This window comes from Mucilaginibacter gossypiicola (assembly GCF_900110105.1).
Lineage (GTDB): Bacteria > Bacteroidota > Bacteroidia > Sphingobacteriales > Sphingobacteriaceae > Mucilaginibacter > Mucilaginibacter gossypiicola.
This window is the reverse complement of sequence record NZ_FOCL01000001.1, coordinates 114,434-139,833: the sequence shown is the minus strand read 5'-3', so window position 1 is coordinate 139,833 and position 25,400 is coordinate 114,434. Positions and strand designations below refer to the sequence as shown.

Here is a 25,400-nt window from a genome sequence, read left to right as displayed (position 1 = left end):
ACCGAGATCTTCAGTAAGCCATTGCTCCGACTCTACGGTTGCACGCTGGCCAGATACCGAACCACACAGGATAGTTAAAAATAAAACAAGCAGTGATACGCTTTTCATGTAAACTTAACTTACAAACTCAAATAATATTGGGTAAGAGATTCAAAATCGTCGAACTTAACGTCATAATCGTCCGTGTTGCCAAAGCCGTAGCTAACAAACGCAAACGGTATACCGGCGATGCGTGTCTGCTCGGCATCACCATTGGTATCACCTATGTAAACCGGACTTTTCAAATTATGCTTATCCATGAGCAAATGCATGTTATGGCTTTTGGGCATCTGATTAGTACCATAAGCAAAGCTATCTGTGATTACTTCATTAATACCGGCCCACGTTAAAAACAGTGGAATAATCCCCACGGCGCAATTGCTCAGTACAAAAAGTTTGTATTTGTTTGCCAATTGCTTTAAACCCTCTGTAACCCCATTGTACATCATACCACCACTGGTGGGTAATATTTCGCGCCTTATTTGATTTACTGCGTTGTAAATCTCCATGCCCTTCGCTTCGTCAAATTCAGGCAACAGAACACGTGTCAGCTTTTTTCCATCCATGCCTATTACATGGAGAAGTTCATCTCTTTTAATTATTCTTTGAATATCAAGCTTTTGAAATATGAGGTTCCATGATTGGGCGTAGGTGTCAACGGCATCCCAAAGGGTTCCGTCCATATCAAAAATGAGGCTATCAGGTTTCTGCATTAGCTAAAATTATGTTTTTCGCTAAGATGAAGATTTAACAGCAATTAATGTTCATGTTTTCTTCATTATTAATCCTCACCTTAGCATTGTGATAAGGTTAACGCGGGTCGGCTTAGCAGGAGGCTGAGCCCGCAAAGAACCCCCGCCTCTCGGCGGGGGTTTCTTTTTTTATGCTATACCAGATCTGCAATTTTGAACGATAATTATTTCGAAATACGTTCTACTTAAAACTTCTGGTTAAAGACTTATCCCGTCCCCTACTTTATAAATTTCATGAAATTTGATGCCTTGCTTATCAAAATGCTTTTTGTAAGCGCCGTACCGTTGAAGGATTAAAAACTCTTTAGCATATCCGTCATGCACAGGCAAAATTTGTTTAGGATGTAATTCATCGGCAAAGGCCGCAATTGTTGGTTCGTTAGCAAATGGCGCCATAGAAACCATGATCAACAATTCGATGGCCTTAAAATTCAGTAACTTATCCTCCATGGAGTCAACCGGATGCAAAACTTTGTTATTGATCAGGAAGCCCGTCATCTGAGGCAGGGGATTATCCAAAATTAACTCATGCTTAACCGGGAACGCCTGAAGTTTAAAGGGCCCGGCTTTGTGGGTTCCTTCTTCAAGCAACGTATATTTTAAGTTTATTTTCTCCAATTCCTTACCTACCTGTGTGTTGGTGATTACCTCAGCTCCGCTTAATTCAACAATACTTTTTAAAATATCAATATCGAAATGATCGGGATGAATATGCGTAATTACAATACTTTTTACTTCGGTAAACATTTGCGGGGTAACCAGGCCTTCGATAAAAGAGAACTTCCCCGGGTCAAACAAAAGCTGATAATTATCCAATTCAAAAAGCAGGCACGAATGCAGGTATTTTGATATTTTCATAAGTAGAGGTTTATTTCCTAAAGATACACAGGAAAAACTTATGAAGTTTTAGAAAAATTGATTGCCTGATGGAACAATGACAAAAATGTAAGATTTAGGAAGTTTTTAAAACTTCCTAAATCAGGTACCTACAGCAACTCTGTAGCCAAATTAGCCAATTCGCTTCTTTCCCCCTTTTGCAGAGTGATATGAGCATAAAGCGGGTGTCCTTTGGCTTTGTCAATAAGATAAGACAATCCGTTACTTTCGGCATCGAGGTATGGCGTATCTATTTGGTAAATATCCCCTGTAAATACAAATTTGCTATTTTCACCGGCACGGGATATAATGGTTTTAACCTCGTGCGGGGTTAGGTTTTGTGCTTCGTCAACAATAAAGAAAATTTTACTAAGCGTGCGCCCGCGTATGAAGGCCAGCGGCGCGATAGAGATCTTATCGTTGTTAACCAGCTCATCAATTTTGGCCTGCATCTTTTCATCATCGGCAAACTGATCCTTAATAAATTTCAGGTTATCCCATATCGGGGCCATATATGGATCTATCTTTGATTTAATATCGCCGGGCAAAAAGCCGATATCTTTATTGCTTAAAGGCACTATGGGGCGGGTAACAAAGATCTGGCGGTAATATTTACGCTGCTCAAGGGCGCTGGCTAAAGCTAATAGCGTTTTGCCTGTACCGGCGTTCCCCTGTATAGTTACCAGCTTAATATCCGGGTGTAATAAAGCATGAATAGCAAAAGACTGCTCCATGTTACGCGGATGAATATTTAAGACAGGCTGCTCGGTAACTTTTTCAAGCTGTTTAGTTTGCGAATTATAAAAACCTACTGTATCGCCTTTTTTTCCTTTTAATACGTAAAAGTGATTATTGGTGTACGAGCCTATCTTTAAATTTTCGGCCGGCACATTTTCATTCTTATTCAGGGTAGTGATCAGCTTTTCGGTTACCTTATCTACATCCGTTTTACCGGTATACAGCTCCTCCAGATTTTTGATCTTGCCTGTTTCATAATCTTCGGCATGCAGGTTAAGCGCTTTGGCTTTAAGGCGAAGACAGATATCTTTTGATACCAGCACAACTTTCTTCCCGGGGTTTTCCTCCTGCAAGCCGAGTGCCGCGTTCAGGATTCGGTGATCTGTTTTGTCGGAACCAAAAATCTCCTCGGCATCCTGCCCCGTAGTTTTGGTATCCATGGCCACTTTAAAACTACCTTTAGTTTTTCCGTTAAGCGGGATCCATTCATTGATGAGTCCGTTGTGCGACAGGTCATCCATCAGCCGGATAAAACTCCGGGCTTCGAAGTTTCGGGTATCGTTACCGTTCTTTTTATTGTCGAGCTCTTCCAATACCTGGATGGGTATGGCTACGTCATGCTCCTGAAAGTTTTGAAATGCGTTGTGATCATACAGGATCACAGAAGTATCTAAAACAAATATTTTCTTCTGGTTACGCTGACCGTCCTTCATATCCGCCTAAAATAACGATTTTAAGTTTTGAAGAAAAATTTCTCCCCAAACAAAAAAACCTGTAAAAGCGAAAACGGGAGTCATCTCTTGCGATTTGAACTCCCGTTTCCAAACTGTTGCTTAACCGTAGTTGCCCAACAGCATCAAGTTTTGTGTATCTCTTACCGACATGATCTTCATCGGTTGCTCTCACGAGCGGTCGATTATTCTCAATGTCACCGGTTTCTGTTGTTTCCCTCCGTAGAGTTCTTCTTCTTAATTCCGGCACCTCATTTAATCACCTTCTTTTTTCAAAAGACTTTCGCCTTCTTCATTTTTTCTTGTGACTCAGGGACTTCCCTTGATCTTTAGTTCCCCCGAAGGTTCACCCGATTCAATTTCTGTTTTCCTGAAAGGCTGTCAAAGTACGTCGTTCTTGATGATTTCAATATCGGGACATTCGCCTGATTGCGCAAATATTTTTGATTGTTTTTATTAACAGGTTATTAACTTAAAACAGCCGGTTATCCACAATGTAAAAACTACCAATTTCAAGTATAAATACTGACAATCAGATAAATAAAGACCAACGTTACTAACATTGCCCTTTTTCAACAAGAGCCACCAAAAACAAGATACAGGCCAAGATAAAAAAAGCGTAAAATCAGAAAAACCTTAAATTTTCTCTGTTAAATGCCGCCAATATCGCTTGGGAATATGACGCACGTGAAGCTTCGTATTTTTGCGAGAAACGATATTTACGCTGTTAAAATAGTTTTTCCAAAGGCTTTGATAAACGCATTCATCTTCACTATATGCGGCGATTACATTAACAGGCTTATTCAATTCATCAAAATCCATTTCGATGAATTGCGTATCATGGAGATCGTAGTATAGCCCGTAATTTCTTTTGATATCATAGATCATCCATTTTTGATCGGCATACCTGCTTTTAAAATGCTTGATTAGCAGCGGCAGCACATTAAAGTCAGGCTCAATGGCGGCGTAAAAAGTACCATCATTCAGTTTTTGAAACCGAATGAATGCTTCCATTCTATGCTTTTCGCGCCGCACCATTTTCAAAATCTCCGACAGCCGCATCACATACCTGTTACCATAATCTTCCTCAATATTTTGATCACTATCAAAAACATGACGAATAAAGCCAAGTACATTGCAATCTTCGCCCTCAACTTCCGCGATGTGGCTAATGTAAAGACGCTGCACCCCGGCTGCTGAAAGCTTTTTGCGCAATCCCCTTAATACCCGGTTGGCGCGGGCTTCGTCGGTAACAACAGGAATAACTTCTTCAAACAGGGCACTATTACGCCACTCCCCTTTCAACAATTTTACCGGGTACAGTTTACGCTCGTAAATCTCAAACACTGCAGTAAGCAACCCCTCAAACGTTCCGTCATAAACCAGCGTATTCATATCAAAACAAGTTAAGTTGGGTTTGCGTGTTTTTAATGTATTTGCTTTGCGATGAGGCCATGATAAACTGCTTAATATTTTGCCCGGTTAAATCACGCTTTTCAAATTCATTACTATTACACGTAATAAAGTATCGTGCACGGTTAATGGCTACTCCTATTTTTTTTAGCTGCTCCCAACCCAACCTGGCAAATTTGCGTGCCGCCACTATTTTTTGCGCCGATAATAAGCCGATACCAGGCACACGAAGTATCATCAGTAAATCAGCTTTATTAATATCAACAGGAAAAACCTGCATATTCCGGATAGCCCAGCTTAACTTAGGGTCGATATCCAGATCAAGCAAGGGATTTTGATTATTTACGATCTCATTTACCTGGAAACCATAAAAACGCATAAGCCAATCGGCCTGGTAAAGTCTATTTTCGCGCACTAACGGAACAGCAGTATTAAGAGCAGGCAGGCGTTGATCTGCCAATACCGGCACGTAGCCCGAATAGTAAACCCGTTTTAAATTGAAATTTTTGTAAAAATAGTTAGCTGACTGTAACACTTGCTCGTCACTTTCGGATGTAGCCCCAACAATAACCTGCGTACTTTGGCCTGCAGGAGCAAACATAGGGGCTTTTTTAAAAAGCTTTTTTTCTTCCGCGTTCTGAATAATCTCCTTTTTCAGAAATTGCATAGGATCAATCATATCCTGCCGGTTTTTATCTGGCGCCAGCAGCTTTAACCCTGCCTCGGTAGGCATTTCTAAATTCACACTGAGTCTGTCGGCATATAAACCGGCTTCCCGCATTAACTCTTCGCTTGCACCGGGGATAGACTTTAAATGAATATATCCATTAAAGTTATGCTCGGTACGCAGCTTTTTGGCCACCCGAACCAATCGTTCCATGGTGTAATCAGCATCCTTAAAAATGCCGGAACTCAAAAACAAACCCTCAATATAATTGCGGCGATAAAAATTAATGGTAAGATCAACCACTTCCTGCACCGTAAAGGCGGCCCGCTTGATATCATTGTTTTTACGGGATACACAATAAGCACAATCAAAAATACAATGGTTGGTAAGTAGTATCTTCAGTAACGACACACATCGTCCATCCTCAGTATAGCTATGGCAAATACCATTACTCGCATTCCCCAGGCCTTTATCCTTATTTTTTCTATCACTGCCACTCGAAGCGCACGATACATCATATTTAGCCGCGTCGGCCAAAATATTGAGCTTTTCCGTTATCCTGTCCACATTCATATCAAATCAAAAATACTAATATTTTTAGCAAAAATTCAAATGCCGACAAATTTATTTTACAACCAAAGATTGGTTAAGTGTAAAAAAAAGACCGCCCCAGAGGGGCGGCCTTCAAACCAAACTAACTACTTTATGAAAACAGTCTTTAATTATTTTACAGCTATTTCTCTTGTTTGAAATTTAGCTTCTTCTTTTTTTGCTATAGTAAGTTTCAAAATACCAACAGCATAATCAGCATCAATTTTTGATTGATCAGCGCTTTCAGGCAAGGTGAACGACCTTACAAATGAATTGTAGCTATATTCACGTTTGCTGAATTTTTTACCTTCTTCAACGTTTTCAGCTTTCTTTTCAGCGGCTACACTTAACACGTTTTTATCAAGATTAATCTTGAAATCTTCTTTCTTTAAACCAGGAACAGCCAGTTCAACATAGAATTCATTTTCGGATTCTGCGATGTTTACAGCAGGCACACGGGCAATTAATTTATCGCTTAAAAACGAATCATTGATCAGTGAATCAAATACATCACTAAAAAATGGGTTAGCTGAAGTATTTTTAAGGCCGTTGTTAAATTTTACTAATGTCATTTTTATATCCTCCTAAAGTTTTGTTTTTTGTTAACTTCGTAACCTATTGATCAACTGCTGTACCAACGGCAAAAAAGCCCGAAACGAGCGACAAAAAGTCATCAATAAATGTTTTAGGCAGACAAAATGACCGAAAATGACTGAAAAACTTTCTGATTATAAATACAAGACCCCTATTCCTATCCGTTTTTCGGATATCGATTCATTCGGACACGTAAATAACGCAGTATATCTTACCTATTTTGAAATAGCCAGGATTGGCTACTGGAAGGAAATTATCAACTGGGACTGGAGCAATACCGGCATTATCCTGGGCCGCTCGGAAATCAATTATCTGAAACCAATTACCGTTCAGGATAATATTGCCTGTTATGTACGTACTATTCGCATAGGCAATAGCAGCTTTGATATGATGCACGTTTTGGTAAAGATTACACCCAACGGCGAAGAGATTGTAACAACCGGCAAAACGGTTTGTATTAGCTACGATTATTCGACCAATAAATCAGTACCTATCCCATCGTCCGAAAGGCATAGGATGATCAATTATGATGAGCCAAGGCTAATTTTGAATACGAATTGATTGTTAGATGTAATTCTTAAATCGTCATTACGAGGAACGAAGCAATCCCTAACTATACAGAGCAGCTCTGCTAATCGGGGATTGCTTCGTTCCTCGCAATGACGATTTGTGTTTTCAACTAAAAATCTTCCCGGGATTTAAAATTCCTTTAGGATCAAACACCTGTTTTATCCCTTTCCATAATGCAAAATGCACATCCGAATACTTTATCGGCATAAAATCTTTTTGCACCAGGCCTATACCGTGTTCGCCTGATAAAGTACCACCAAGCGACACGGTTAGTTCAAATATTTCCCTGATACCGAATTTAAGCTTATTGTTCCAGTCGCTATCGCTCATGTTGGCTTTAATGATATTTACATGCAGGTTCCCGTCGCCGGCATGCCCGTAACAAACTGATTCAAAACCGTATTTAGCACCGGTTTCTTTTATTCCTTTAATCAATTGAGGCAAAGCAGCACGGGGCACAACGGTATCTTCTTCCTTATAAACCGAATTTGATTTAACCGATACGGCCATGGTGCGCCTTAAACGCCAAAGCTCTTCTTTTTGAGCAGCAGAATCGGCAAATAATACATCACGACAATCAAATTCTTCAAGTACTGCGTTTATCTTTTCGCAATCAGTAAAAATTACATCCTGGTTTGTGCCATCAACCTCAATTAACAAAAATGCTTCGATGGCATCCTGAAGATCAAAAGCAATATCATCATGTTGTTTAACCCACTCTACCCCTTTCCGCTCCATAAACTCCAGCGCTGACGGGATAATTCCAGCCCTGAATATAGCTGAAACCGCTGCACAAGCAGCTTCGTTTGTTGGGAACGAGGCCAGCATTAAGGCATCCAGCGTTGGGGCCGGGATAAGCTTCACTACTATTTTAGTAACAATGCCCAGGGTACCTTCAGAGCCTATCATTAACTGGGTTAAGTTATAACCCGATGCATATTTTAAAGTATTAGCTCCGGTCCAAATAATTTCGCCGGAGGTTAAAACCACCTGCAGGTTTAACACATACTCGCGGATGGTGCCGTATTTAACAACTCTTGGGCCTCCCGAACCATGTGATACGTTCCCTCCGATAAAGCAACTTCCTTTACTGGCCGGATCAACAGGGTATAACAGGCCTTTTGCCGCCACCTCGTTCATAAACTCTTCGGTTACAACGCCGGGTTCAACGGTAGCCTGCAGGTTTTGCTCATCAATTTCAAGCACTTTATTGAAACGCTCCATCGTAATCAGCAATCCCCCCCTAACCGGCAAAGCCCCGCCGCTTAAACCTGTTCCGGCTCCGCGCGGCGTAACTGGTATTAAGTTTTCGTTGCAAATTTTTAACAATGCCGAAACCTCCTCGGGCGTTTGTGGCCTCGCAACCACTTCCGGGTAGTAAACCAGGTCTTCAGTTTCGTCATGACTATATTTTTCAAGACTTTCATGGCTGGTTAAAACATAGCTTTCACCAACCACTGCTACAATGGCTTCTAATATATTAGCCGATATTTTATTGAATTCCATGATCAGGATTTCTTATAATTTATGATAACGGCCGAATGGGCCACTTTGCCGCTTAACGGCGGAGTAAGCTTTTTTATGACAACTTCGATGCTCTCCACAAACGGATATTTTTTCTTTATGCGATCAATAATTGCCTGCCCAACAGTTTCTATCAGTTTACGTGGATGCTTCATCTCTTCGCATACTATAATATACACACGTTCGTAATCAACTGTTTTACTAAGGTTGTCTTCCAGCAGGTCGCCGGGCGGCACAAAACCTACGTTTACATCAACTAAAAAACGGCAACCTATTTTTTGCTCTTCAGGGTAAAATCCGTGGTAGGCGAAAAACTCCGCTCCTTGTAAGGCTATATTGATCATGTTCAAAAGTAATAAAAGCCATATCTAAATCTCATCACGAACCAAAAGACTTTTCAAATTTCTTTCAATCCCCCAGATTTTCAAGCCTTAAAAATATTTTCCTGCCAAAAACATGCTTTAAATCATTTAAACCTACTTTTTGCAATAAAGTGGCTCCACATACCAAAAAACAGCGTTTTACGCTTGCTTTTACCGGCTTTAAATACTTTATATTTGCTCACCAACTATAATATTATGGCCAAAACAGATCTGTACGAAGCTCCTGATTATTACCTGTTAGACGAGTTGTTAACTGACGAACATAAACTAATCCGGTCATCAGTTCGTGATTGGGTAAAAAAAGAATTAAGCCCCATTGTTGAGGATTACGCTCAAAGAGCTGAGTTTCCTTCGCAACTATTAAAGGGACTCGCCGAAATTGGTGCCTTTGGGCCTACCATACCAGCTGAATATGGTGGTGCGGGTTTGGATTATACTGCTTACGGTATCATCATGCAGGAATTAGAGCGTGGCGATTCAGGTATTCGCTCTACAGCTTCAGTACAAGGGTCATTAGTAATGTACCCAATTTATGCCTACGGTAGTGAAGAGCAACGTAAAAAATATCTTCCCAAACTCGCAAGCGGCGAATTGATGGGTTGCTTTGGCCTCACCGAACCAGATCATGGCTCAAACCCCGGCGGCATGACCACCAATATTAAAGACGCCGGCGATCATTATATCCTTAATGGTGCCAAAATGTGGATCTCCAATTCGCCTTTTGCGGATATTGCAGTTGTTTGGGCCAAGGATGAGGCAGGCAAAATTCGCGGTTTGATAGTTGAGCGCGGCATGGAAGGATTTACCACCCCAACAACCCATAACAAATGGTCGTTAAGGGCATCAGCAACCGGCGAGCTTGTTTTTGATCACGTTAAGGTCCCTAAAGAAAATCTTTTACCTAATGTAGCCGGTATAAAAGGCCCATTGGGTTGTTTAAACCAGGCCCGCTACGGCATTGCCTGGGGTGCATTGGGTGCTGCTATGGATTGCTACGATACGGCCCTGCGTTATACTAAAGAGCGCGAGCAGTTTGGCAGACCTATAGCTGGTTTTCAGCTCCAGCAAAAAAAACTGGCCGAAATGATAACCGAAATTACCAAAGGGCAATTACTGGTTTGGCGTTTAGGCACACTCAAAAACGAAAACAGGGCCACTCCTGCCCAAATATCAATGGCTAAACGAAACAGCGTTGAAACAGCTATTACCATAGCCCGCGAAGCGCGTCAAATGCTTGGTGGCATGGGTATTACCGGCGAGTACCCCATCATGCGGCACATGATGAACCTTGAATCAGTAATAACTTACGAGGGCACTCATGACATCCATTTATTAATCACCGGCATGGATATTACCGGGCTTGACGCTTTTAAATAACAGACGGTCAGCGCCATTAACTTTTAGTAACATAGATGTTATTCTCACGCAAATATATTGTTCGTTATAATTACGAACATTATATTTGCTAAGTAAACACTTAATGTTGGCGCCCCCTAATAGCCCGGTTAATTTAAACAAACTGTTGTTCAACCATTTCGTTTGGCTGGCTATTGCATTTTTATTGTCCTTAAATTCCTGCATAAACAGTGTTAACGACACAGGGGATTACTCTAAACAATTTAAGCCGGTATTTGATACTGTAAACCTATACGACGGTGAAAGGTCTCAACCCGAAAGAGGCCTTGAATACCTTGATTCGGCCTATTCAACCATAAAAAAACCATTCGTAAGCGATAAATTCCGTTTTTACGCCTTTCATTTTCTTTACAATTTAAAAGCGTTGCATGACCCCAAAAAAGCCATGCCTTATGCTGATACGATGCAGGCCGTAGCCGCAGAAAGTGTTACTGCAGACCAACACATTGCTTTAGCTGCAGAAGCAGATTTTGCTACCGGAGATGCTTATTCAGATATGGTAAAGTATGATCAGGCGTACAGGTACTTTTATAAGGGCTACTCTATTGGTAAAAATGCTATTGACGATGCTATACTGGCTGAATATACTTACCGCATGGGCATGATCATGTTTAAGCAGGGGCATTTTAAGGAAGCCGCCAATTATTTTAAGATCAGCCACAAGCAAAGCTATGCTTATACAGATGATTTTCGTGCTTTTTACCAGCGTCAGGAGCTTTTGGATAATATTGGCGAGAGTTATAAAAACAGCGGTGATATTGATAGCTCAAAACATTATTTAGACAAAGCCCTTGCCTATATCAACGAAAACAGTACAAGATTTGCCGAAAGAGCAAACCTGCTTGAAGTAGCCAGGGCAGTTGTTTTCGGCAACCAGGGCGACCTTGCCTTGTTAACTCATGATTACAACCTGGCCAATGAGTTATTGAAAAAAAGCATCGCCATTAACTTAAAACCGGGCTATGATAACCGCGACGCGGAATTAACGGAAATAAAACTTGCCCGCTTATATTCAATTACTGATAAAACAAATGATCTTTTTGAGTTGCTAAAAAGTTTACGTACCCAGCTCGACACCATCAAAAATGATGACGTCGAAACTAACTGGAATGGTTTGATGAGCAGTTATTATCTGCAGAAAAAGGACTATCAGAATAGCCTGTTTTATTTAAAAAACTATTCGGCATTAAAGGACTCGGCAATCAAAAGAACATCATCTTTAAAACGAACGGACGTTAACCAGCAGCAAGCCAGTTTTGACAAGGAAAATCAGATAGAAGACCTTAAAGGGCACAATAAACTACAATTGATCTATATATGCCTTGCAGTACTTTTTTCTGTGATGGCAGTGATCATTATTTTCCTTGTTTTTCGAAACCTGAAAAGGTCAAAACGGGATATCGTAGCCATAAAAAAGCTTAACGATCAAATTAAACAACAAAAAAGCGAATTAGAAAACACCCTTGAAGAGGTAAACCAGGGAAGCAGGGAAAAGGACCGCATTTTGCGCGCCGTAGCCCATGATCTTCGTAATCCGCTTGGGGGCATTGCGTCACTGTCAGCAGCGATGGTTGAAGATGCACAGGATGAGGAACAAACAGACCTTATTAATCTTATTAAAGAAACTTCTTATAATTCCCTTGAACTTATTAATGAAATTTTGGAGGCTGCAAATACAGCAAATGTAACCTTCAATAAAGAATGGGTTGAAATTAATAGTCTCATTAGCAACAGCGTTGATCTGCTCCGGTTTAAAGCAGCCGAAAAGGATCAGGATATTATGCTTAGCTTATTGGACACGCCTACCGAGCTATTGATAAACAGGGAAAAAATATGGCGGGTTATCAGTAACCTGATCAGCAATGCCATAAAGTTTAGTCCAAAAGGCGCTGTTATTTATGTAATTGTAAACCAAAAGAACCCAGGGGTTGAAATATGTGTTAAAGACTACGGTATAGGTATTCCTGACAAATTACAGCAACAGGTGTTTAATATGTTCACCGAAGCTAAACGTCCGGGCACCGATGGTGAAAAATCGTTCGGCCTCGGGCTTTCCATATGCCGGCAAATAATCGAAAAACATAGCGGAAGGATCTGGTTAAAAAGCGATATCAATAACGGTTCAAGCTTTTACGTCTACCTTCCGGCACAGGCATCGTAGCATCGCCTACTCTAATCACCTTTAATTTTCACCCAAATAAAAGGAGAACAATTATAAATAATTAAAAATATCGGCAAAGCAACATGGTTTTTTTGAAATTTTTCATAGTTTACCCTTGTTTTACAACCAACTCTAAACCTGCTTAATTTCATATTAATGTTTATGTACAAAGGCTTCAGGCAAATATGGCTATCCGGTGAAATATGGAGATGTTTGCTTTTTGCTTTTTTTTTTCTGCTAATCAATTCGTGCCAACAACAGCCAAAAGGCTTTCTTTCATCCTCTGCATATAGTAAAGCGGTTGATACTGCAACGATAATGTATGATAACGGCCATCAAAAAGCGGCTGTTGGCTATCTTGATTCGGCTTTTCGTCATTCAAACAATCTTGGTTTTAAACAGGTATACAACTATTATTATTTTAAATACACCTATGCTTCCCATATAAAAAGCGACCGCAAAATGGCTTTATTATATGCTGATAGCATGATTAATATTTTTGATACGCCCGAAAAGAAACTAAAATTTACCAGCGAATACGGGCAGGCACATCTTGCAAAAGGAGATGTACTGTTTGACGAGCATCGTTACAACGAGGCTTACGGCTATTTTTATGAAGGTAAGGTGATTGCCAACAACAACCTTGATGATTGCACCATGGGTGATTATAGCTACCGGATGGGTATGATTTTGTACAAGCAGGAACATTACAGCCGGGCAGCCGTGTATTTCAAAAAAAGCTTTGAGGAAACCAGCTCATGCGAGGGAACCTTCAATTATTTTTACAGACGACAAGAGTTATTGAATAACATAGGTTTGAGCTATAGCAAAATGCTGATGAATGACAGCGCCATGTATTTTTACAACAAAGCCCTTGATTACATTAACGATAATACTGCAAGGTTTAAAGACAGGCCTCAGATGGGTGAAGTATCTAAAGGTGTAGTTTATGGCAATATGGCCGAAATAAGCATCAGGCAAAAGGATTATAACAAAGCTAAAAATTTGCTAAAAAAAAGTATAGCTATCAATCTGCGTAAAGGAAATGATAATAACGATGCACAATACTCCGAACTGAAACTTGCATCCATATACGATCGCCAAAATGCCAATGATTCTTTACTAAACCTTCTCAACACTATCAGGCTCCAGTTTGACAGTATTAAAAGCCCCGAAACCAGGCAAGACTGGCATTTATTAATGTCAAATTATTTTGAAAAGCAAAATGATCACCAGCAAGCTATGTTGCATTATAAGCAATACGATGAGCTGAAAGACACCATAGCGGATGAAAATAAAAAACTAAAAGAAGCAGATGTTGCCGAACAGGTTAATAGCCTTGAAAAAGATAATGAGTTTAATAACCTCAAAAAAAACAATGAATTACAGCATGTTTATCTCAGGGTAACCATTGTTTTTGCATTAATGCTTATTATCATTATTTCCCTGGTATTTTTAAACTGGCAAAAATCAAAAAACAATGTTAAAACCCTTGGGAGCCTTAATGACCAGATCAATCATCAAAATCATCACCTTGAGAATGCGCTCAACGATTTAAAACTTAACAACCAGGAAAAAGACCGCATATTACGCACTGTTGCTCATGATCTGCGCAACCCTATAGGTGGGATAGCTTCGCTTACCGGCGTAATGACAGAGGAAAATTATACCGATGAACAAAAAGAGCTTTTAAATATTATACGGGAAACTTCGTTTAACTCCATTGAACTGATCAATGAAATACTGGAAGCTACAGAATCAGCTTCTGCTGTATTGAACAAAGAAGCAGTTGAGGTTAATTCTTTATTAAGCAATAGCGTTGAATTAATGCGCTTTAAGGCTGCCGAAAAACATCAGGTTATCAACACCTTCCTGTTAAATTCACCACTTGAGATTTGTATTAGCCGTGAAAAAATATGGCGGGTGATCAGCAACTTAATTAGCAATGCTATTAAATTCAGTCCGGAAGGATCGGCTATTTTACTTATGGCTGTCGAACTGGAAAACGAAATCGAGATTTCAGTTAAAGATCACGGCATTGGGATTCCCGAAAAACTAAGAAACCAGGTATTCAACATGTTTACCGATGCAAAACGACCGGGCACTGCCGGCGAAAAGTCATTTGGCCTTGGGCTTTCCATCTGCAAGCAAATTATTGACGATCATCACGGCCACATCTGGTTTGAGAGCGATACCGAAAATGGCACATCATTTAAGTTCACATTGCCTAAAAACTAAAGGCCTACTTTAAAAACTCAGCATACCATTTACCTGAAGCCTTCACTGTGCGCTGCTGGGTTGCGTGATCAACATGGATCAATCCAAAACGCGGGTGGTAGCCTTCGGCCCACTCAAAATTATCGGTGAGTGTCCATACAAAATAGCCTTCAATTTTATGACCTTCGTTCTTCGCCTTTAATACCTGTGCTAAATTATCCTTAAGATATTTCAGCCTTTTAGGGTCGTTCACTTCACCATCAGTTATCTCATCAGGAAAAGCCGATCCGTTTTCGGTAATGATGATTTTTTTAACATTGGGATAAGCATCATACTTTTTGATCATATGATAAATAGAGGGCGGATAAATCTCCCAGCGCATAGCCGTAAGATCAACGCCCCTGTTTTCGGCTTTGACCATGCTTGCATGAATGTATGGCGTAAAAAATGAATATTTTACAATTTCGCGGGTATAATTCTGGATGCCGATAAAATCAAAATCAAAGCTCAGTTTATCCTCATCACCGGGATAAAAATACTTTTTAAGATCTTTAAGTGCGGGAAGGTCATTGATTGGATATCCCATCCCCAGTAAAGGCTCGATATATAAACGATTGATCAGCGCATCGGCTCGAACGGCCGCAGCAATATCCCTTGGTTTACTTGAATAAGGCTCAATCTGCGAGCATGAAAATGTCGTACCTATTTGCGCAGTTGAAGGCAGCAATTTTCGCAATATCCTCCCTCCTTCAGCTATGCTCATGGTAACGTGATGTATAGCAGGTACAAAATTTTTCATACCACTACGGCCCGGCGCATGGATACCGAAAAAATAGCCGGCGCCTGTAAACACTACAGGTTCGTTCATCACCATCCAATGCTTTACCCTATCGCCAAAGTTTTGAGCGCAGATAGTAATAAACTCGCTAAACCAGCTTATTGCTTCCCGATTTGTCCATCCGCCTTTAACTTCAAGCACATGAGGCAAATCCCAGTGATAAACGGTTAACCAGGGTTCAACACCTTGCTTAATACAATAGTTGATTACCCGGTTGTAATAGTCGACGCCTGCCTGGTTGATCTTCCCGGCACCCTCAGGCAAGATGCGGGTCCAGGATATGGAGAAGCGAAAATTAGGAATATTAAGTTCTTTGATGAGGTCGATATCACGCTCATATAAATTGTAAAAATCGCACGCAGTTTGTGCATGATCGCCATTCAGGATCTTCCCCTTTTTTGTTGTAAAAGTGTCCCACACCGATAGCCCCTTTCCATCAACGTTATGAGCACCCTCAATTTGAAAAGCAGCTGTTGAAACGCCCCACTCGAAGTCGTTACCAAAAAGATCTTTGCTTAAATGTATTTCCTGGCCAGTAAGTTCCATTAATTTGAGCTACAAAAGCCCAAAAGTGCGATTATATTTACAAATGAAGAATTATAAGTGATAACTTAATGTATGAACGATGAACGCATACTTTTAAGCATCATCCACTGACGGAAATTAATCAGCAGTTTCGAAATATTGATAATGAATTTCATGCCCTTATGTTATTTAACTAATAATAAAGGTAACAAGCAGATGTTTGCTGAATGTGACAACTATGTTATTTAATTGTTAACCAGCATTTATACTAATATACAAAATAGCTTTGATAAATTTAGCCGATAATATAAGCGCCTTATGAAAACGTACTTTTTAAAAATATTTGGTTACAACCTATTCGCCAACCAGCAGTTGATACAGGCCATGGAAGCAAGCGGTTCGCCGGCTATAACGCTCAAATTGATGAGCCATCTGCTGGCTGCCGAGCAAGCCTGGCTTGAAAGATGCAAACTTGTCCCTCCATCCATGCTTAACACATGGCCCGAAAACGTTACAATTGAGCAATGCAAAAAACAGGTATCCGAGCGTTATGAAGCATGGGTGACGTTTTTAAACGAAATAAATGAGGATGAGATAAACAAGCTGATCTCCTATCATAGCTTTACCGGCGACTATTTTGAAAACCAACTGGGCGACATTGTTACGCAGGTGCTTAACCATGGTACGCACACCAGGGCACAAATAGGGCAACAGCTAAAGTTTGCAGGCGCAAAAAGTTTACCTGTTACAGACTATAGTTATTATTTAAGAGTGTTAAACAGCTAAACATTTAGCATATTTGCCAAGTTTTATCACGCTATCAAACCCATGAAAAAACATCTATTAGCAGCCGCGGGCATTACCCTGTTATTGGGTTGCACCGACACCAAAAAACAGGAAAAAGACCTTTTAAACCAGGTAATTGCCGTACATGATAAAGTAATGGCCAATGACGAGCAATTAATGAAAAACAAGATGCTACTCGATAGCCTGGTAAAAAACAACGCTCCCAATATTAATATAGATACAGCAAAAGTATATTTAAAACAGGTTGATGATGCGGATAGCGTTATGAGCGACTGGATGCATAAATTTGACGCAGAAAACAAGGGCAAATCGCATCAGGAAATCATGGATTATCTTGAAACTCAAAAAAAGCTCATCAGCAAAATAGATACCCAAATCAATGTAGCTGTTACTGCTTCGACTAAATACATAACCCAAATACCGGCAAAAAAATGAGGAAACTGTGGATAGGCATCGTGATTTTAATGCTTTTTAATGCCTGCAAATCAAATACTAAAACCGCCCTCCCTATATTGGGTTATAAAACACCTGTAACTAAAACTGTTAACGGAAAAACGGTAACGGATACAGAGTACGCCACTATCCCCCCCTTCAAGTTTGTTAACCAGTACGCCGATACTATCACACAAAAAAACCTTGAAGGGAAAATCTATGTGGCAGACTTCTTTTTTACCACCTGCCCTTCTATTTGTCCGGTAATGCACCGCAATATGCTCAACGTGTATAAGGAGTTTAAGGATGATGATAATTTCAGGATCATTTCGCATACTATCGATCCCAAATATGACACTGTACCTGTATTAAAACGCTATGCTGATAAATTAGGGATTAGTGGTAATACCTGGTGGTTGTTGCATGGTGAAAAAGGAGATACATATAAAATTGGCAAAAGCTACCTGCAAAGCGTATCCGAAAAAAATCCGAAGGGCGAATACATTCATGATGGTTTCTTTATTTTGATAGATAAGCAAAAACGTATTCGAGGTACTTATGAGGGCACAGACCCGGCAGAAGTAACCAAGCTGATAGCCGATATTAAAACCCTGAAGGCCGAACCAGACCAAATTGCTGCTAAATGAAGATAAAGGTAATAGGCGCTATAGCTATTTTGTTAATTGTGATTGGCGCATCATGCCAAAGCGACGATCAAATTGAGTTTAAACGCTATTATTCTGCAGGCAGCCTTGTTTATCAGCAACACTGTCAAAATTGTCATGGCGATAAAGGTCAGGGCCTGTCATCACTTATCCCACCATTAACAGATTCAACTTATCTAAAAAACAATAAGGCAACACTCGCCTGTTTTATCAAAAACGGCCTTAAAGGGAAAATAACCGTAGCCGGTCGTTCTTTTGATGACCAGATGCAGGCCGATGACATAGCGCCGCTTGAAATCGCCAAAGTGCTTACATATGTTGCCAATTCCTTCGGTAATAAAATGGGCACTATTAGCTTGCAGCAGGTTCAGGATGATTTAAAAAACTGCAAATAGCTTTTTGTCCATAGATCATGGTTGATGGTTCATAGCAAAAATGTCAGTCGACCATTGTTGATAGTCCATGAACTATCAACAACGAACCGCAAAAAATTCCGTACCTTTATCGCCGCAAAACGTTCTATCGCTGCCAGCTTTGTTTGGCGGAGGAAAGTCCGGGCAACATAGAGCATCCTGCTTCCTAACGGGAAGGCGCCGGCAGCCGGCGACAGCAAAGTGCCACAGAGAAAATACCGCCCGCTTAGGTGGGTAAGGGTGAAAACGTGAGGTAAGAGCTCACGGCATAACCGGGCGACCGGCTATGACGGTAAACCTCAGGAGTTGAAAAACCAAATAGGTCCTGAAAGCGGAGTTGCTCGCTCCCGTATCTGCCGCAAGGCAGGTCGTTAGGATGGGTAGGTTGTTTAAACCTGTTAGTGATAACAGGGCCAGATAAATGATAGAAATTGCCCTTTAACAAGGCAAAACAGAACCCGGCTTATAGGTTTGCTGCTGTACTACCCCTTGCTGTAAAGCGAGGGGTTTTTTATTTGTGCCAATTATTTTCAATAAATTTCATAATGTTGCAAACATTTACCTGTCCTAAACCTTTATAGCACATTAAAAGTGTTTGTTTTTCTATACAAACCCATATATTAGCAAATAACAATTACTATCGGTACATAATTATAAAACATGGCTAAAATTTTAATAATTGATGATGAGCGGTCAATACGTAATACGCTTCGCGAGATTTTAGAATACGAGGATTACGAGGTTGAAGACGTAGATAACGGCGTTGACGGTCTTCAGTTGATTGAAAAAAAAGACTATGATCTGGTACTGTGCGACATTAAAATGAACCGCATGGATGGTATGGAGGTACTTACCGAAGGCCTCGCCATTAAACCCGATCTTCCATTTATAATGATATCAGGCCACGGTACAGTTGAAACCGCTGTGGAAGCCAGTAAAAAAGGGGCATTTGACTTTATCTCCAAACCGCCCGACCTAAACCGCCTGCTGATCACCGTTCGCAACGCACTTGACAGAGGTAGCCTGGTTGTTGAAGCCAAGGTACTTAAACGTAAAGTATCAAAGGTACGCCCTATATTAGGCGAATCGCAGGCTATTGTCAAGATCAAAGAAACTATCGACCGTGTAGCCCCTACCGACGCCCGTGTATTGGTTACAGGAGCCAACGGTAGCGGTAAAGAACTGGTTGCACGCTGGCTGCACGAAAAATCAAATCGCTCAGGTGCGCCTATTATTGAGGTTAACTGCGCGGCTATTCCATCTGAATTGATAGAAAGCGAATTATTCGGTCACGAAAAAGGTTCGTTTACATCGGCAATTAAACAACGCATTGGCAAATTTGAATCGGCAAATGGCGGCACGCTTTTTTTAGATGAGATTGGTGATATGAGCCAGTCGGCGCAAGCTAAGGTTTTACGCGCGCTGCAGGAAAATAAAATAACCCGCGTAGGCGGCGAAAAGGAAATTGATGTTGATGTACGTGTGGTAGCGGCAACCAATAAGGATTTGCTTAAAGAAATTGAGGCAGGTAATTTCCGTATGGACTTGTACCATCGTTTAAGCGTAATATTGATCCATGTACCACCGCTTATTGAACGTAAAGACGATATCACGTTGCTAACTCAAAGCTTTTTAGATGAAATTTGCAACGAATACGGCATGCCGGTTAAAAAGATATCAGATGCTGCATTAGATGCACTTAAAGCCCTGCCCTGGACCGGAAATATCCGCGAACTGCGCAACATGGTTGAGCGTTTGATTATCCTGAGCGATAAAGTTATTACGGATAATGATGTGAGGGCATTTGCAAACCCATCTGCACCGGCTGCAGTTGGTGCTGGTAGCACAGCCGCTCCTGCCCCGCAAACAGACTTTGACCAGTTCAATAACTTTCAGGAATATAAAGACTTTGCAGAGCGCGAATACATCAAATTCAAGCTGGAAAAAAACAACTGGAACGTTTCAAAAACTGCTGATGATATCGATATCCAACGCAGTCACCTATACAGCAAAATTGAAAAGTTTGGCCTAAAGCGCGGCGAGTAACATAAACTTTTGAAATTATTTAAAAAAGCATCGGCAAATGTGATAGCCGATGCTTTTTTTATGCTATTATTGTATATCAATAACCTTTATTAACACCATGAGAACCTATTACTTAGCATCTTTTTTATTGCTTGCGCTTGCCTCATGCAGCAATCCGCAAAAACAAACTACAGAAACGGTACAACCTGCCGGCAAACTTGACGGAACCTGGCACCTGATATCAAGCAAAAGCATCACTAAAGGCGATACTGCTGTAACTACCCCTCCAAAAGATCAGGAAATGTTTAAGATGTTTAACGCCACTAACTTTGCCTTTTTTACACATGACCTGGTACACGGCAAAACTGCCAAACCGGTTTATTCGTCGGGTGCCGGCACCTATACCCTATCCGGTGATGATTATACCGAGCACCTGGCTTATTGCGATGCCCGCGATTGGGAAAACCGGGATTTCAAATTTAAACTCACGGTAAGCAATGATACATTGGTACAAAAAGGCATCGAAAAGATAGATAGCCTAAAAGTTGATCATGAAATTATTGAAACCTATGTAAAGGTGAAATAAATTTTATGATATAAAATAACTCAATAATATATAAAAGTCCCGGTCCATTTGGCTCGGGATTTTTTTATTTACATCCCGGCCAACTCTTACATCAAACCATAAAATCGTTATTCTATATATTAAATAAAAGTTATATAACTTTTAACCGATCCGTTCACTCACCTTCAAAAGCGCCATGGAAAATACCATAACTATCTAAAAATAAATTAATTATACATTATTTATAAAACTTTAAAGAGTAACGTAACCCCAAGCCTAAACTATACGTTAAAACACACATAACTACACTACTACTCATATTCCTGAAACTTTAAATAAAAAAATAACTCCGAAAGGTTCATGGGATAGTTATGCGGTTTCCGCTGCCTCTGAAAACATTAAATATGTTTTTTTATTAATCTTTATTAATTGTAGCTTATGAGCACAAAATCGCAACGGGGCATGCAAATCCTATTTCAAAGTAAAATCCTGACAGTCATTTTATTCTCTACCTTTTTATTTGGCAGATGCCGTCCGGAAAAAATTATTTCACCCGAAAAAAACTCTGGGAAAATCTCAGCCGGAGCTAATCTAAAGCTAAGCTCATACAGCGGTGTTGGCGTTCAGTTGAAAGATATGTTTGGCATTAATGCTTATGAGTGGAACTTCCTGCAGGATCCTGCTAATCCTAATCTAAAAAGTACAATCTATGAAACCAATATGTCGCTAATCAAATCATTCAGCGGCGTAAGGCACTATCTTGGATGGGCACGGATGGAGAGTACAAAAGGCAATTATACTTTCAGCCCTACACATGAAGGCAGCTGGGATTATGACCTTATCTATACCCGTTGCAAACAGGATGGGATTTTGATTTTGGCAGATATAAAGAACTGTCCGCCATGGCTGGTAAATACCTATCCTAATGATATGCAGGACCTCGAAAATGCGCCTCTCCTTTATGGTTTAAGCAAAGCCGATCCGGCAAGTTATATTGACCAGGCACATATGGCATTTCAGTTTGCCGCCCGCTATGGTTACAATGCAAATATTGACAGATCGCTGGTAAAAGTTGACTCAAGTGTCCGCTGGACTAACGATCCGCCAAACCAGGTAAAGGTAGGCATGAGCGTTGTATCGTACGTTGAATGTGATAATGAGCGTGATAAATGGTGGAAAGGCCCAGCAACACAACAAACCGCCGAAGAATATGCCGCCAACATGTCGGCCTTCTATGATGGCGACAAAGGAAAATTAGGCAAGAATGCTGGTGTAAAAAATGCTGATCCAAACATGAAAGTTGTCATGGGCGGATTAGCTACAGCCAATGTGGATTTTGTAAAGAAGATGGTAGAGTGGTGCCGTACTAATCGTGGTTACCGTGCAGATGGTAGTGTTGACCTTTGTTTTGACATCATCAATTATCACTACTATAACAATAATGGCAATATTTTAACTCATGAATCTGCCACCATAGGTCTTCCTCCTGAACTTTCTATGGCAGGCCAAATTGCCGACTCATTTGTTCAATATGCAAACTCTTTAGCTAAACCAATTCCGGTGTGGGTAACCGAATCCGGCTATGATATAAACCAGGGCAGCTATCAGAAAGCCCTATATGTGGGCGATAAATTACCAAAGGATACACAGGCCGACTGGATTTTGAGGACCTCCTTACTTTACATCAGGCATGGCATTCAGCGTGTATTTTACTACCAGCTGTTTGATGATACCCCAAATGTTGATGTTCAATATGCAACATCGGGCCTGGCCGAAAATGGAAAGCGCAGACCAGCAGCCGACTTTATACTGCAAACATCAAAATTAATGGGAAGTTATACTTATGCAGGAACCATTAATGCCGATCCATTGGTTGATAAATATTTATCTGGTTCGCAAATCATGTATGCCCTAACAATTCCCGACTTTAGGGCACGTACTGGTACCTATACCCTTGACCTTGGTACTCCCAAAGCCAACATTTATACTTTAAAAACAGGCGCAGATGCTGTAGTTACAACCCAGGTTAATACGGTAGATGGGAAATTAACCGTAAATGTATCCGAAACACCAACCTTCGTACAAGGCACAAACTAAATAAATAACGAAAGATTTTCTCCAACCTGTTTGGCGTACATACCGCCAAACAGGTTTACATGAATCAGCAAGGGATATAAATTCCAAAGCTTAAGCCGTTGTTGCCAGCCATGCTGTAAAGGGAATTCGTTATTGTAAGCCTCATAAAAAGCACGATCAAAACCGCCAAAAAGTGTAGTCATTGCTATATCAAACTCCCTGTTTCCATAGCTAACCGCCGGATCGATCAGATAAGGTTTTCCATCTGTATCAATCAAATAATTGCCTCCCCAAAGATCACCGTGAAGCAATGCAGGCGGCTCTTCGGTAAATAAACCTGGGAGCTTTTTATAGAGCTGATCAAACTGGTGAACGTCGTTCCTGGTAAGTTCATTCTTATCTGCCGCCATCTTAACCATTGGCTGCAATCGCTGCTCAATAAAAAAATCGCTCCAAGTGGTATACCAATTATTAGTTTGAATTAGCGACCCCGTATAGTTATTAGTATAAAAACCAAACCTGGGGTTGGTACTTTTATGCAAATGTGTAAGCTGCATCCCTAACTTAGAAGAGGCAAGCATATTAGCCGAACCAACATTTATCCATTCTAATATAAGATAGCTCTCATTGCCAAACTCTCCCTGCAAAACAACCTCAGGAACTGCAATTGCGTTAGTTTCACGAATGGCATCCAATCCCTGCTGCTCTTTCGCAAACATATCGGGGTATTTATACCTGTCATTTACTTTTAATAGATAACTGTAGTCATCGCACTGCAAACGGTAAACATTGTTTATATCGCCACCGCTCACTGCATCAACATTAATGACGCTAATATTAAGTTTGCTTTGAATATGATTTAATAAAATATCGGAGATAAAGTTTTTAAACATAGCGGCGATAACAGAATCATCAAATCTGCCCAGGCTAAATTATTTGTTTTATTACACAATTAAATTTCAATAATTATATTCGTGTAATATTTATGTCCTTATCACAAAATTAAATGGAAAATCAAATTCCTGCAGCCGTTCAATTAACGGAAAACTGTGCACACTGCAACACGCAAGCAAAACCCGAAGATACTTTTTGTACTCAATGTGGCTATCCGTTAAAGGGAACTGAAGCCGAACAAAACATATTTATTTCTGAACGGCAGGTTGAAGAAATAGATATTTTTACCTATAATAAAACACTCAGACAGGCGAGCAACACATTATATTACCTTGCAGGCATTTTTATTTTGAGCGGCCTTGTATATTTTTTCATACATAAAGATGATGAAGATGTGGTAACTGTAGTCATTACCGATTTAATAATGGCAGCTATATTTTTGGTTTTGGGCGCTTATAGCAAAAAGAAACCCTTAGCCTGTATTATATCAGGCTTGTCCCTGTATGTGATTGTGCAGGTATTAAACGCCATAGTTGAGCCAATATCAATCGCCAAGGGCATTATTATAAAAATCGTGATCATTGGTTACATGATCAAAGGCATCAAATCGGCAATGGAAATCGAAAAAATCAGGAAAGAAAAACATATAGCTTAGTCCTTTGCTGTCCGAACAACAACAAGAAACCGAAGCAAGGCACTGCATGCAATGCGGTGTCTCAAACGCCGCTAACGTTAGGTTTTGCAGTAATTGCGGGTACCGGCAAGAGCATAAAGCAATCGATGAAACTGCTCATAACTGGCAATTGCTTAAGCAGGCAGCCTTGTTCTATGGTATTTACATCCTGGTATGCGCATTATCATCATTCGTTGATTACTTTAAAACGGTTGGCTGGTTCCTGGTTGTTGAAATTATAGGTGCCGGAACCGCAGTATTGTTTTTTGCCTATAACTGGAATGATTATAAAAAAGTACTCCGCTGGCCATCGTTTTCGTGGCAAAAATTAGCAGCGTATGGAGCAATAGCCATGGCCAGCAATCTGCTAATCCATTACATTGCAAACTGGATCAATATAGTCATCTTCTCGCGCGACTATTACTATTATTCCATTTTTGCCGGTATGCCCTATGCTGCCTATTTAATTATATTTTTCACGGCTATAACTCCGGCTTTGTTTGAAGAACTTGGCTTTAGGGGATATTTGCTACAATCGTTATTAAATATTGCCGATACCGGGCAGGCAATTTTTATTTCAGCTTTCTTGTTTGCTATTATTCACCTCAGCTTCATTTCCCTGTTCTGGTTAATCCCATTCGCTTTGTTTCTTGGCTATGTTAGGGTAAAGGAAAACACTATCTGGTATGGCGTATTCTTTCATTTTTGCTTTAATTTAACCGCTTGTTTATTTGAGTTACTATAGTGTTAAAGAAATAAAAAGCCAATTAAAAAACTCAATACCAAATTATCATCCTAAAAAGCTATTTTTGCGG

At 40.3% G+C, this 25,400-nt stretch carries 23 protein-coding genes and 1 other RNA gene; 14 read left to right on the top strand and 10 right to left on the bottom strand.

Going from position 1 to position 25,400, the window contains the following annotated elements; all coding sequences use genetic code 11:
• Window positions 1-119 precede the first annotated feature (119 nt).
• From BMX50_RS00450 to BMX50_RS00425, 6 genes are all read right to left on the bottom strand, one after another.
• On the bottom strand, window positions 120-752 hold the full coding sequence (locus BMX50_RS00450) for an HAD family hydrolase (protein ID WP_091206118.1): 633 nt from the start codon (window positions 750-752) through the stop codon (window positions 120-122).
• 237 nt (window positions 753-989) lie between these two features.
• Window positions 990-1,649: an MBL fold metallo-hydrolase gene (locus BMX50_RS00445; RefSeq protein ID WP_091206115.1), complete on the bottom strand. Its 660-nt coding sequence runs from the start codon at window positions 1,647-1,649 to the stop codon at window positions 990-992.
• Window positions 1,650-1,777: 128 nt separating this feature from the next.
• Entirely contained in the window at window positions 1,778-3,118 is a 1,341-nt protein-coding gene (locus BMX50_RS00440) for a PhoH family protein (protein ID WP_091206111.1), read from the bottom strand.
• Window positions 3,119-3,772: 654 nt separating this feature from the next.
• Entirely contained in the window at window positions 3,773-4,531 is a 759-nt protein-coding gene (locus BMX50_RS00435; RefSeq protein ID WP_091206108.1) for a TIGR03915 family putative DNA repair protein, read from the bottom strand.
• Between the two features lies 1 nt (window position 4,532).
• The gene (locus BMX50_RS00430; RefSeq protein ID WP_091206106.1) at window positions 4,533-5,789 is read right to left on the bottom strand and encodes a putative DNA modification/repair radical SAM protein; all 1,257 of its coding nucleotides are present in this window, start codon (window positions 5,787-5,789) and stop codon (window positions 4,533-4,535) included.
• A 149-nt stretch (window positions 5,790-5,938) separates the two neighbouring features.
• Window positions 5,939-6,379 carry an Hsp20/alpha crystallin family protein gene (locus tag BMX50_RS00425; protein WP_091206103.1) on the bottom strand — a complete coding sequence of 147 codons (441 nt, stop codon included), beginning with the start codon at window positions 6,377-6,379 and terminating at the stop codon, window positions 5,939-5,941.
• 136 nt (window positions 6,380-6,515) lie between these two features.
• Here BMX50_RS00425 and BMX50_RS00420 point away from each other — a divergent pair, with 136 nt between their 5' ends.
• Window positions 6,516-6,962, top strand: coding sequence for an acyl-CoA thioesterase (locus BMX50_RS00420; protein WP_091206100.1), 447 nt, complete (start codon window positions 6,516-6,518; stop codon window positions 6,960-6,962).
• A 114-nt stretch (window positions 6,963-7,076) separates the two neighbouring features.
• On the opposite strand, the gene BMX50_RS00415 is transcribed toward BMX50_RS00420, so the two are convergent.
• Together BMX50_RS00415 and folB are read right to left on the bottom strand one after the other, a co-directional pair.
• Entirely contained in the window at window positions 7,077-8,477 is a 1,401-nt protein-coding gene (locus BMX50_RS00415) for an FAD-binding oxidoreductase (protein WP_091206097.1), read from the bottom strand.
• A 2-nt stretch (window positions 8,478-8,479) separates the two neighbouring features.
• Window positions 8,480-8,839, bottom strand: a complete 360-nt coding sequence (gene folB / locus BMX50_RS00410; protein WP_091206095.1) for a dihydroneopterin aldolase — start codon at window positions 8,837-8,839, stop codon at window positions 8,480-8,482.
• Window positions 8,840-9,073: 234 nt separating this feature from the next.
• On the opposite strand from folB, the gene BMX50_RS00405 reads away from it, so the two are divergent.
• From BMX50_RS00405 to BMX50_RS00395, 3 genes are all read left to right on the top strand, one after another.
• Window positions 9,074-10,255 (top strand): acyl-CoA dehydrogenase family protein, encoded by a 1,182-nt coding sequence (locus BMX50_RS00405; RefSeq protein ID WP_091206092.1) that lies wholly within the window; start codon window positions 9,074-9,076, stop codon window positions 10,253-10,255.
• A gap of 145 nt (window positions 10,256-10,400) precedes the next feature.
• Window positions 10,401-12,455, top strand: a complete 2,055-nt coding sequence (locus BMX50_RS00400) for a sensor histidine kinase (RefSeq protein WP_167667771.1) — start codon at window positions 10,401-10,403, stop codon at window positions 12,453-12,455.
• Between the two features lie 318 nt (window positions 12,456-12,773).
• On the top strand, window positions 12,774-14,693 hold the full coding sequence (locus tag BMX50_RS00395; protein WP_167667770.1) for a tetratricopeptide repeat-containing sensor histidine kinase: 1,920 nt from the start codon (window positions 12,774-12,776) through the stop codon (window positions 14,691-14,693).
• 4 nt (window positions 14,694-14,697) lie between these two features.
• Here the strand turns inward: BMX50_RS00395 and BMX50_RS00390 are convergent, their stop codons facing one another.
• Window positions 14,698-16,056 (bottom strand): GH1 family beta-glucosidase, encoded by a 1,359-nt coding sequence (locus tag BMX50_RS00390; RefSeq protein WP_091206083.1) that lies wholly within the window; start codon window positions 16,054-16,056, stop codon window positions 14,698-14,700.
• Window positions 16,057-16,353: 297 nt separating this feature from the next.
• Here BMX50_RS00390 and BMX50_RS00385 point away from each other — a divergent pair, with 297 nt between their 5' ends.
• From BMX50_RS00385 to BMX50_RS00350, 8 genes are all read left to right on the top strand, one after another.
• Window positions 16,354-16,821 carry a DinB family protein gene (locus tag BMX50_RS00385; RefSeq protein WP_091206080.1) on the top strand — a complete coding sequence of 156 codons (468 nt, stop codon included), beginning with the start codon at window positions 16,354-16,356 and terminating at the stop codon, window positions 16,819-16,821.
• 42 nt (window positions 16,822-16,863) lie between these two features.
• The gene (locus BMX50_RS00380; RefSeq protein ID WP_091206076.1) at window positions 16,864-17,277 is read left to right on the top strand and encodes a hypothetical protein; all 414 of its coding nucleotides are present in this window, start codon (window positions 16,864-16,866) and stop codon (window positions 17,275-17,277) included.
• The gene (locus BMX50_RS00375) at window positions 17,274-17,921 is read left to right on the top strand and encodes an SCO family protein (RefSeq protein ID WP_091206073.1); all 648 of its coding nucleotides are present in this window, start codon (window positions 17,274-17,276) and stop codon (window positions 17,919-17,921) included. The genes BMX50_RS00380 and BMX50_RS00375 overlap by 4 nt, the downstream gene beginning before the upstream one ends.
• Complete coding sequence (locus BMX50_RS00370) at window positions 17,918-18,334, top strand: c-type cytochrome (RefSeq protein ID WP_091206071.1); 417 nt, start codon at window positions 17,918-17,920, stop codon at window positions 18,332-18,334. The genes BMX50_RS00375 and BMX50_RS00370 overlap by 4 nt, the downstream gene beginning before the upstream one ends.
• Window positions 18,335-18,445: 111 nt before the next feature.
• An RNA gene (gene rnpB, locus BMX50_RS00365) (RNase P RNA component class A) lies at window positions 18,446-18,834 on the top strand.
• 178 nt (window positions 18,835-19,012) lie between these two features.
• Window positions 19,013-20,398 (top strand): sigma-54-dependent transcriptional regulator, encoded by a 1,386-nt coding sequence (locus BMX50_RS00360; RefSeq protein WP_091206068.1) that lies wholly within the window; start codon window positions 19,013-19,015, stop codon window positions 20,396-20,398.
• A 97-nt stretch (window positions 20,399-20,495) separates the two neighbouring features.
• Window positions 20,496-20,963 (top strand): hypothetical protein, encoded by a 468-nt coding sequence (locus tag BMX50_RS00355; protein ID WP_143065052.1) that lies wholly within the window; start codon window positions 20,496-20,498, stop codon window positions 20,961-20,963.
• 441 nt (window positions 20,964-21,404) lie between these two features.
• Entirely contained in the window at window positions 21,405-23,039 is a 1,635-nt protein-coding gene (locus tag BMX50_RS00350) for a hypothetical protein (RefSeq protein ID WP_143065051.1), read from the top strand.
• Here BMX50_RS00350 and BMX50_RS00345 read toward each other — a convergent pair.
• Window positions 23,036-23,911 (bottom strand): fructosamine kinase family protein, encoded by an 876-nt coding sequence (locus BMX50_RS00345; protein WP_091206060.1) that lies wholly within the window; start codon window positions 23,909-23,911, stop codon window positions 23,036-23,038. The two genes, BMX50_RS00350 and BMX50_RS00345, sit on opposite strands and share 4 nt — an antisense overlap.
• A gap of 113 nt (window positions 23,912-24,024) precedes the next feature.
• Here BMX50_RS00345 and BMX50_RS00340 point away from each other — a divergent pair, with 113 nt between their 5' ends.
• Together BMX50_RS00340 and BMX50_RS00335 are read left to right on the top strand one after the other, a co-directional pair.
• A complete protein-coding gene (locus BMX50_RS00340) occupies window positions 24,025-24,567 on the top strand; it encodes a zinc ribbon domain-containing protein (protein WP_091206055.1) in 543 nt (180 codons plus the stop codon).
• A gap of 4 nt (window positions 24,568-24,571) precedes the next feature.
• A complete protein-coding gene (locus tag BMX50_RS00335) occupies window positions 24,572-25,330 on the top strand; it encodes a CPBP family intramembrane glutamic endopeptidase (RefSeq protein WP_394332287.1) in 759 nt (252 codons plus the stop codon).
• The last annotated feature ends 70 nt before the right edge of the window (window positions 25,331-25,400 follow it).

Coding starts and splice junctions, on each gene's coding strand:
- BMX50_RS00450 (WP_091206118.1), bottom strand. CDS start 752: ATGCAGAAACCTGATAGCCTCATTTTTGATATGGACGGAACCCTTTGG.
- BMX50_RS00445 (WP_091206115.1), bottom strand. CDS start 1,649: ATGAAAATATCAAAATACCTGCATTCGTGCCTGCTTTTTGAATTGGAT.
- BMX50_RS00440 (WP_091206111.1), bottom strand. CDS start 3,118: ATGAAGGACGGTCAGCGTAACCAGAAGAAAATATTTGTTTTAGATACT.
- BMX50_RS00435 (WP_091206108.1), bottom strand. CDS start 4,531: ATGAATACGCTGGTTTATGACGGAACGTTTGAGGGGTTGCTTACTGCA.
- BMX50_RS00430 (WP_091206106.1), bottom strand. CDS start 5,789: ATGAATGTGGACAGGATAACGGAAAAGCTCAATATTTTGGCCGACGCG.
- BMX50_RS00425 (WP_091206103.1), bottom strand. CDS start 6,379: ATGACATTAGTAAAATTTAACAACGGCCTTAAAAATACTTCAGCTAAC.
- BMX50_RS00420 (WP_091206100.1), top strand. CDS start 6,516: ATGACTGAAAAACTTTCTGATTATAAATACAAGACCCCTATTCCTATC.
- BMX50_RS00415 (WP_091206097.1), bottom strand. CDS start 8,477: ATGGAATTCAATAAAATATCGGCTAATATATTAGAAGCCATTGTAGCA.
- folB (WP_091206095.1), bottom strand. CDS start 8,839: ATGATCAATATAGCCTTACAAGGAGCGGAGTTTTTCGCCTACCACGGA.
- BMX50_RS00405 (WP_091206092.1), top strand. CDS start 9,074: ATGGCCAAAACAGATCTGTACGAAGCTCCTGATTATTACCTGTTAGAC.
- BMX50_RS00395 (WP_167667770.1), top strand. CDS start 12,774: ATGTATGATAACGGCCATCAAAAAGCGGCTGTTGGCTATCTTGATTCG.
- BMX50_RS00390 (WP_091206083.1), bottom strand. CDS start 16,056: ATGGAACTTACTGGCCAGGAAATACATTTAAGCAAAGATCTTTTTGGT.
- BMX50_RS00385 (WP_091206080.1), top strand. CDS start 16,354: ATGAAAACGTACTTTTTAAAAATATTTGGTTACAACCTATTCGCCAAC.
- BMX50_RS00380 (WP_091206076.1), top strand. CDS start 16,864: ATGAAAAAACATCTATTAGCAGCCGCGGGCATTACCCTGTTATTGGGT.
- BMX50_RS00375 (WP_091206073.1), top strand. CDS start 17,274: ATGAGGAAACTGTGGATAGGCATCGTGATTTTAATGCTTTTTAATGCC.
- BMX50_RS00370 (WP_091206071.1), top strand. CDS start 17,918: ATGAAGATAAAGGTAATAGGCGCTATAGCTATTTTGTTAATTGTGATT.
- BMX50_RS00360 (WP_091206068.1), top strand. CDS start 19,013: ATGGCTAAAATTTTAATAATTGATGATGAGCGGTCAATACGTAATACG.
- BMX50_RS00355 (WP_143065052.1), top strand. CDS start 20,496: ATGAGAACCTATTACTTAGCATCTTTTTTATTGCTTGCGCTTGCCTCA.
- BMX50_RS00350 (WP_143065051.1), top strand. CDS start 21,405: ATGCAAATCCTATTTCAAAGTAAAATCCTGACAGTCATTTTATTCTCT.
- BMX50_RS00345 (WP_091206060.1), bottom strand. CDS start 23,911: ATGTTTAAAAACTTTATCTCCGATATTTTATTAAATCATATTCAAAGC.
- BMX50_RS00340 (WP_091206055.1), top strand. CDS start 24,025: ATGGAAAATCAAATTCCTGCAGCCGTTCAATTAACGGAAAACTGTGCA.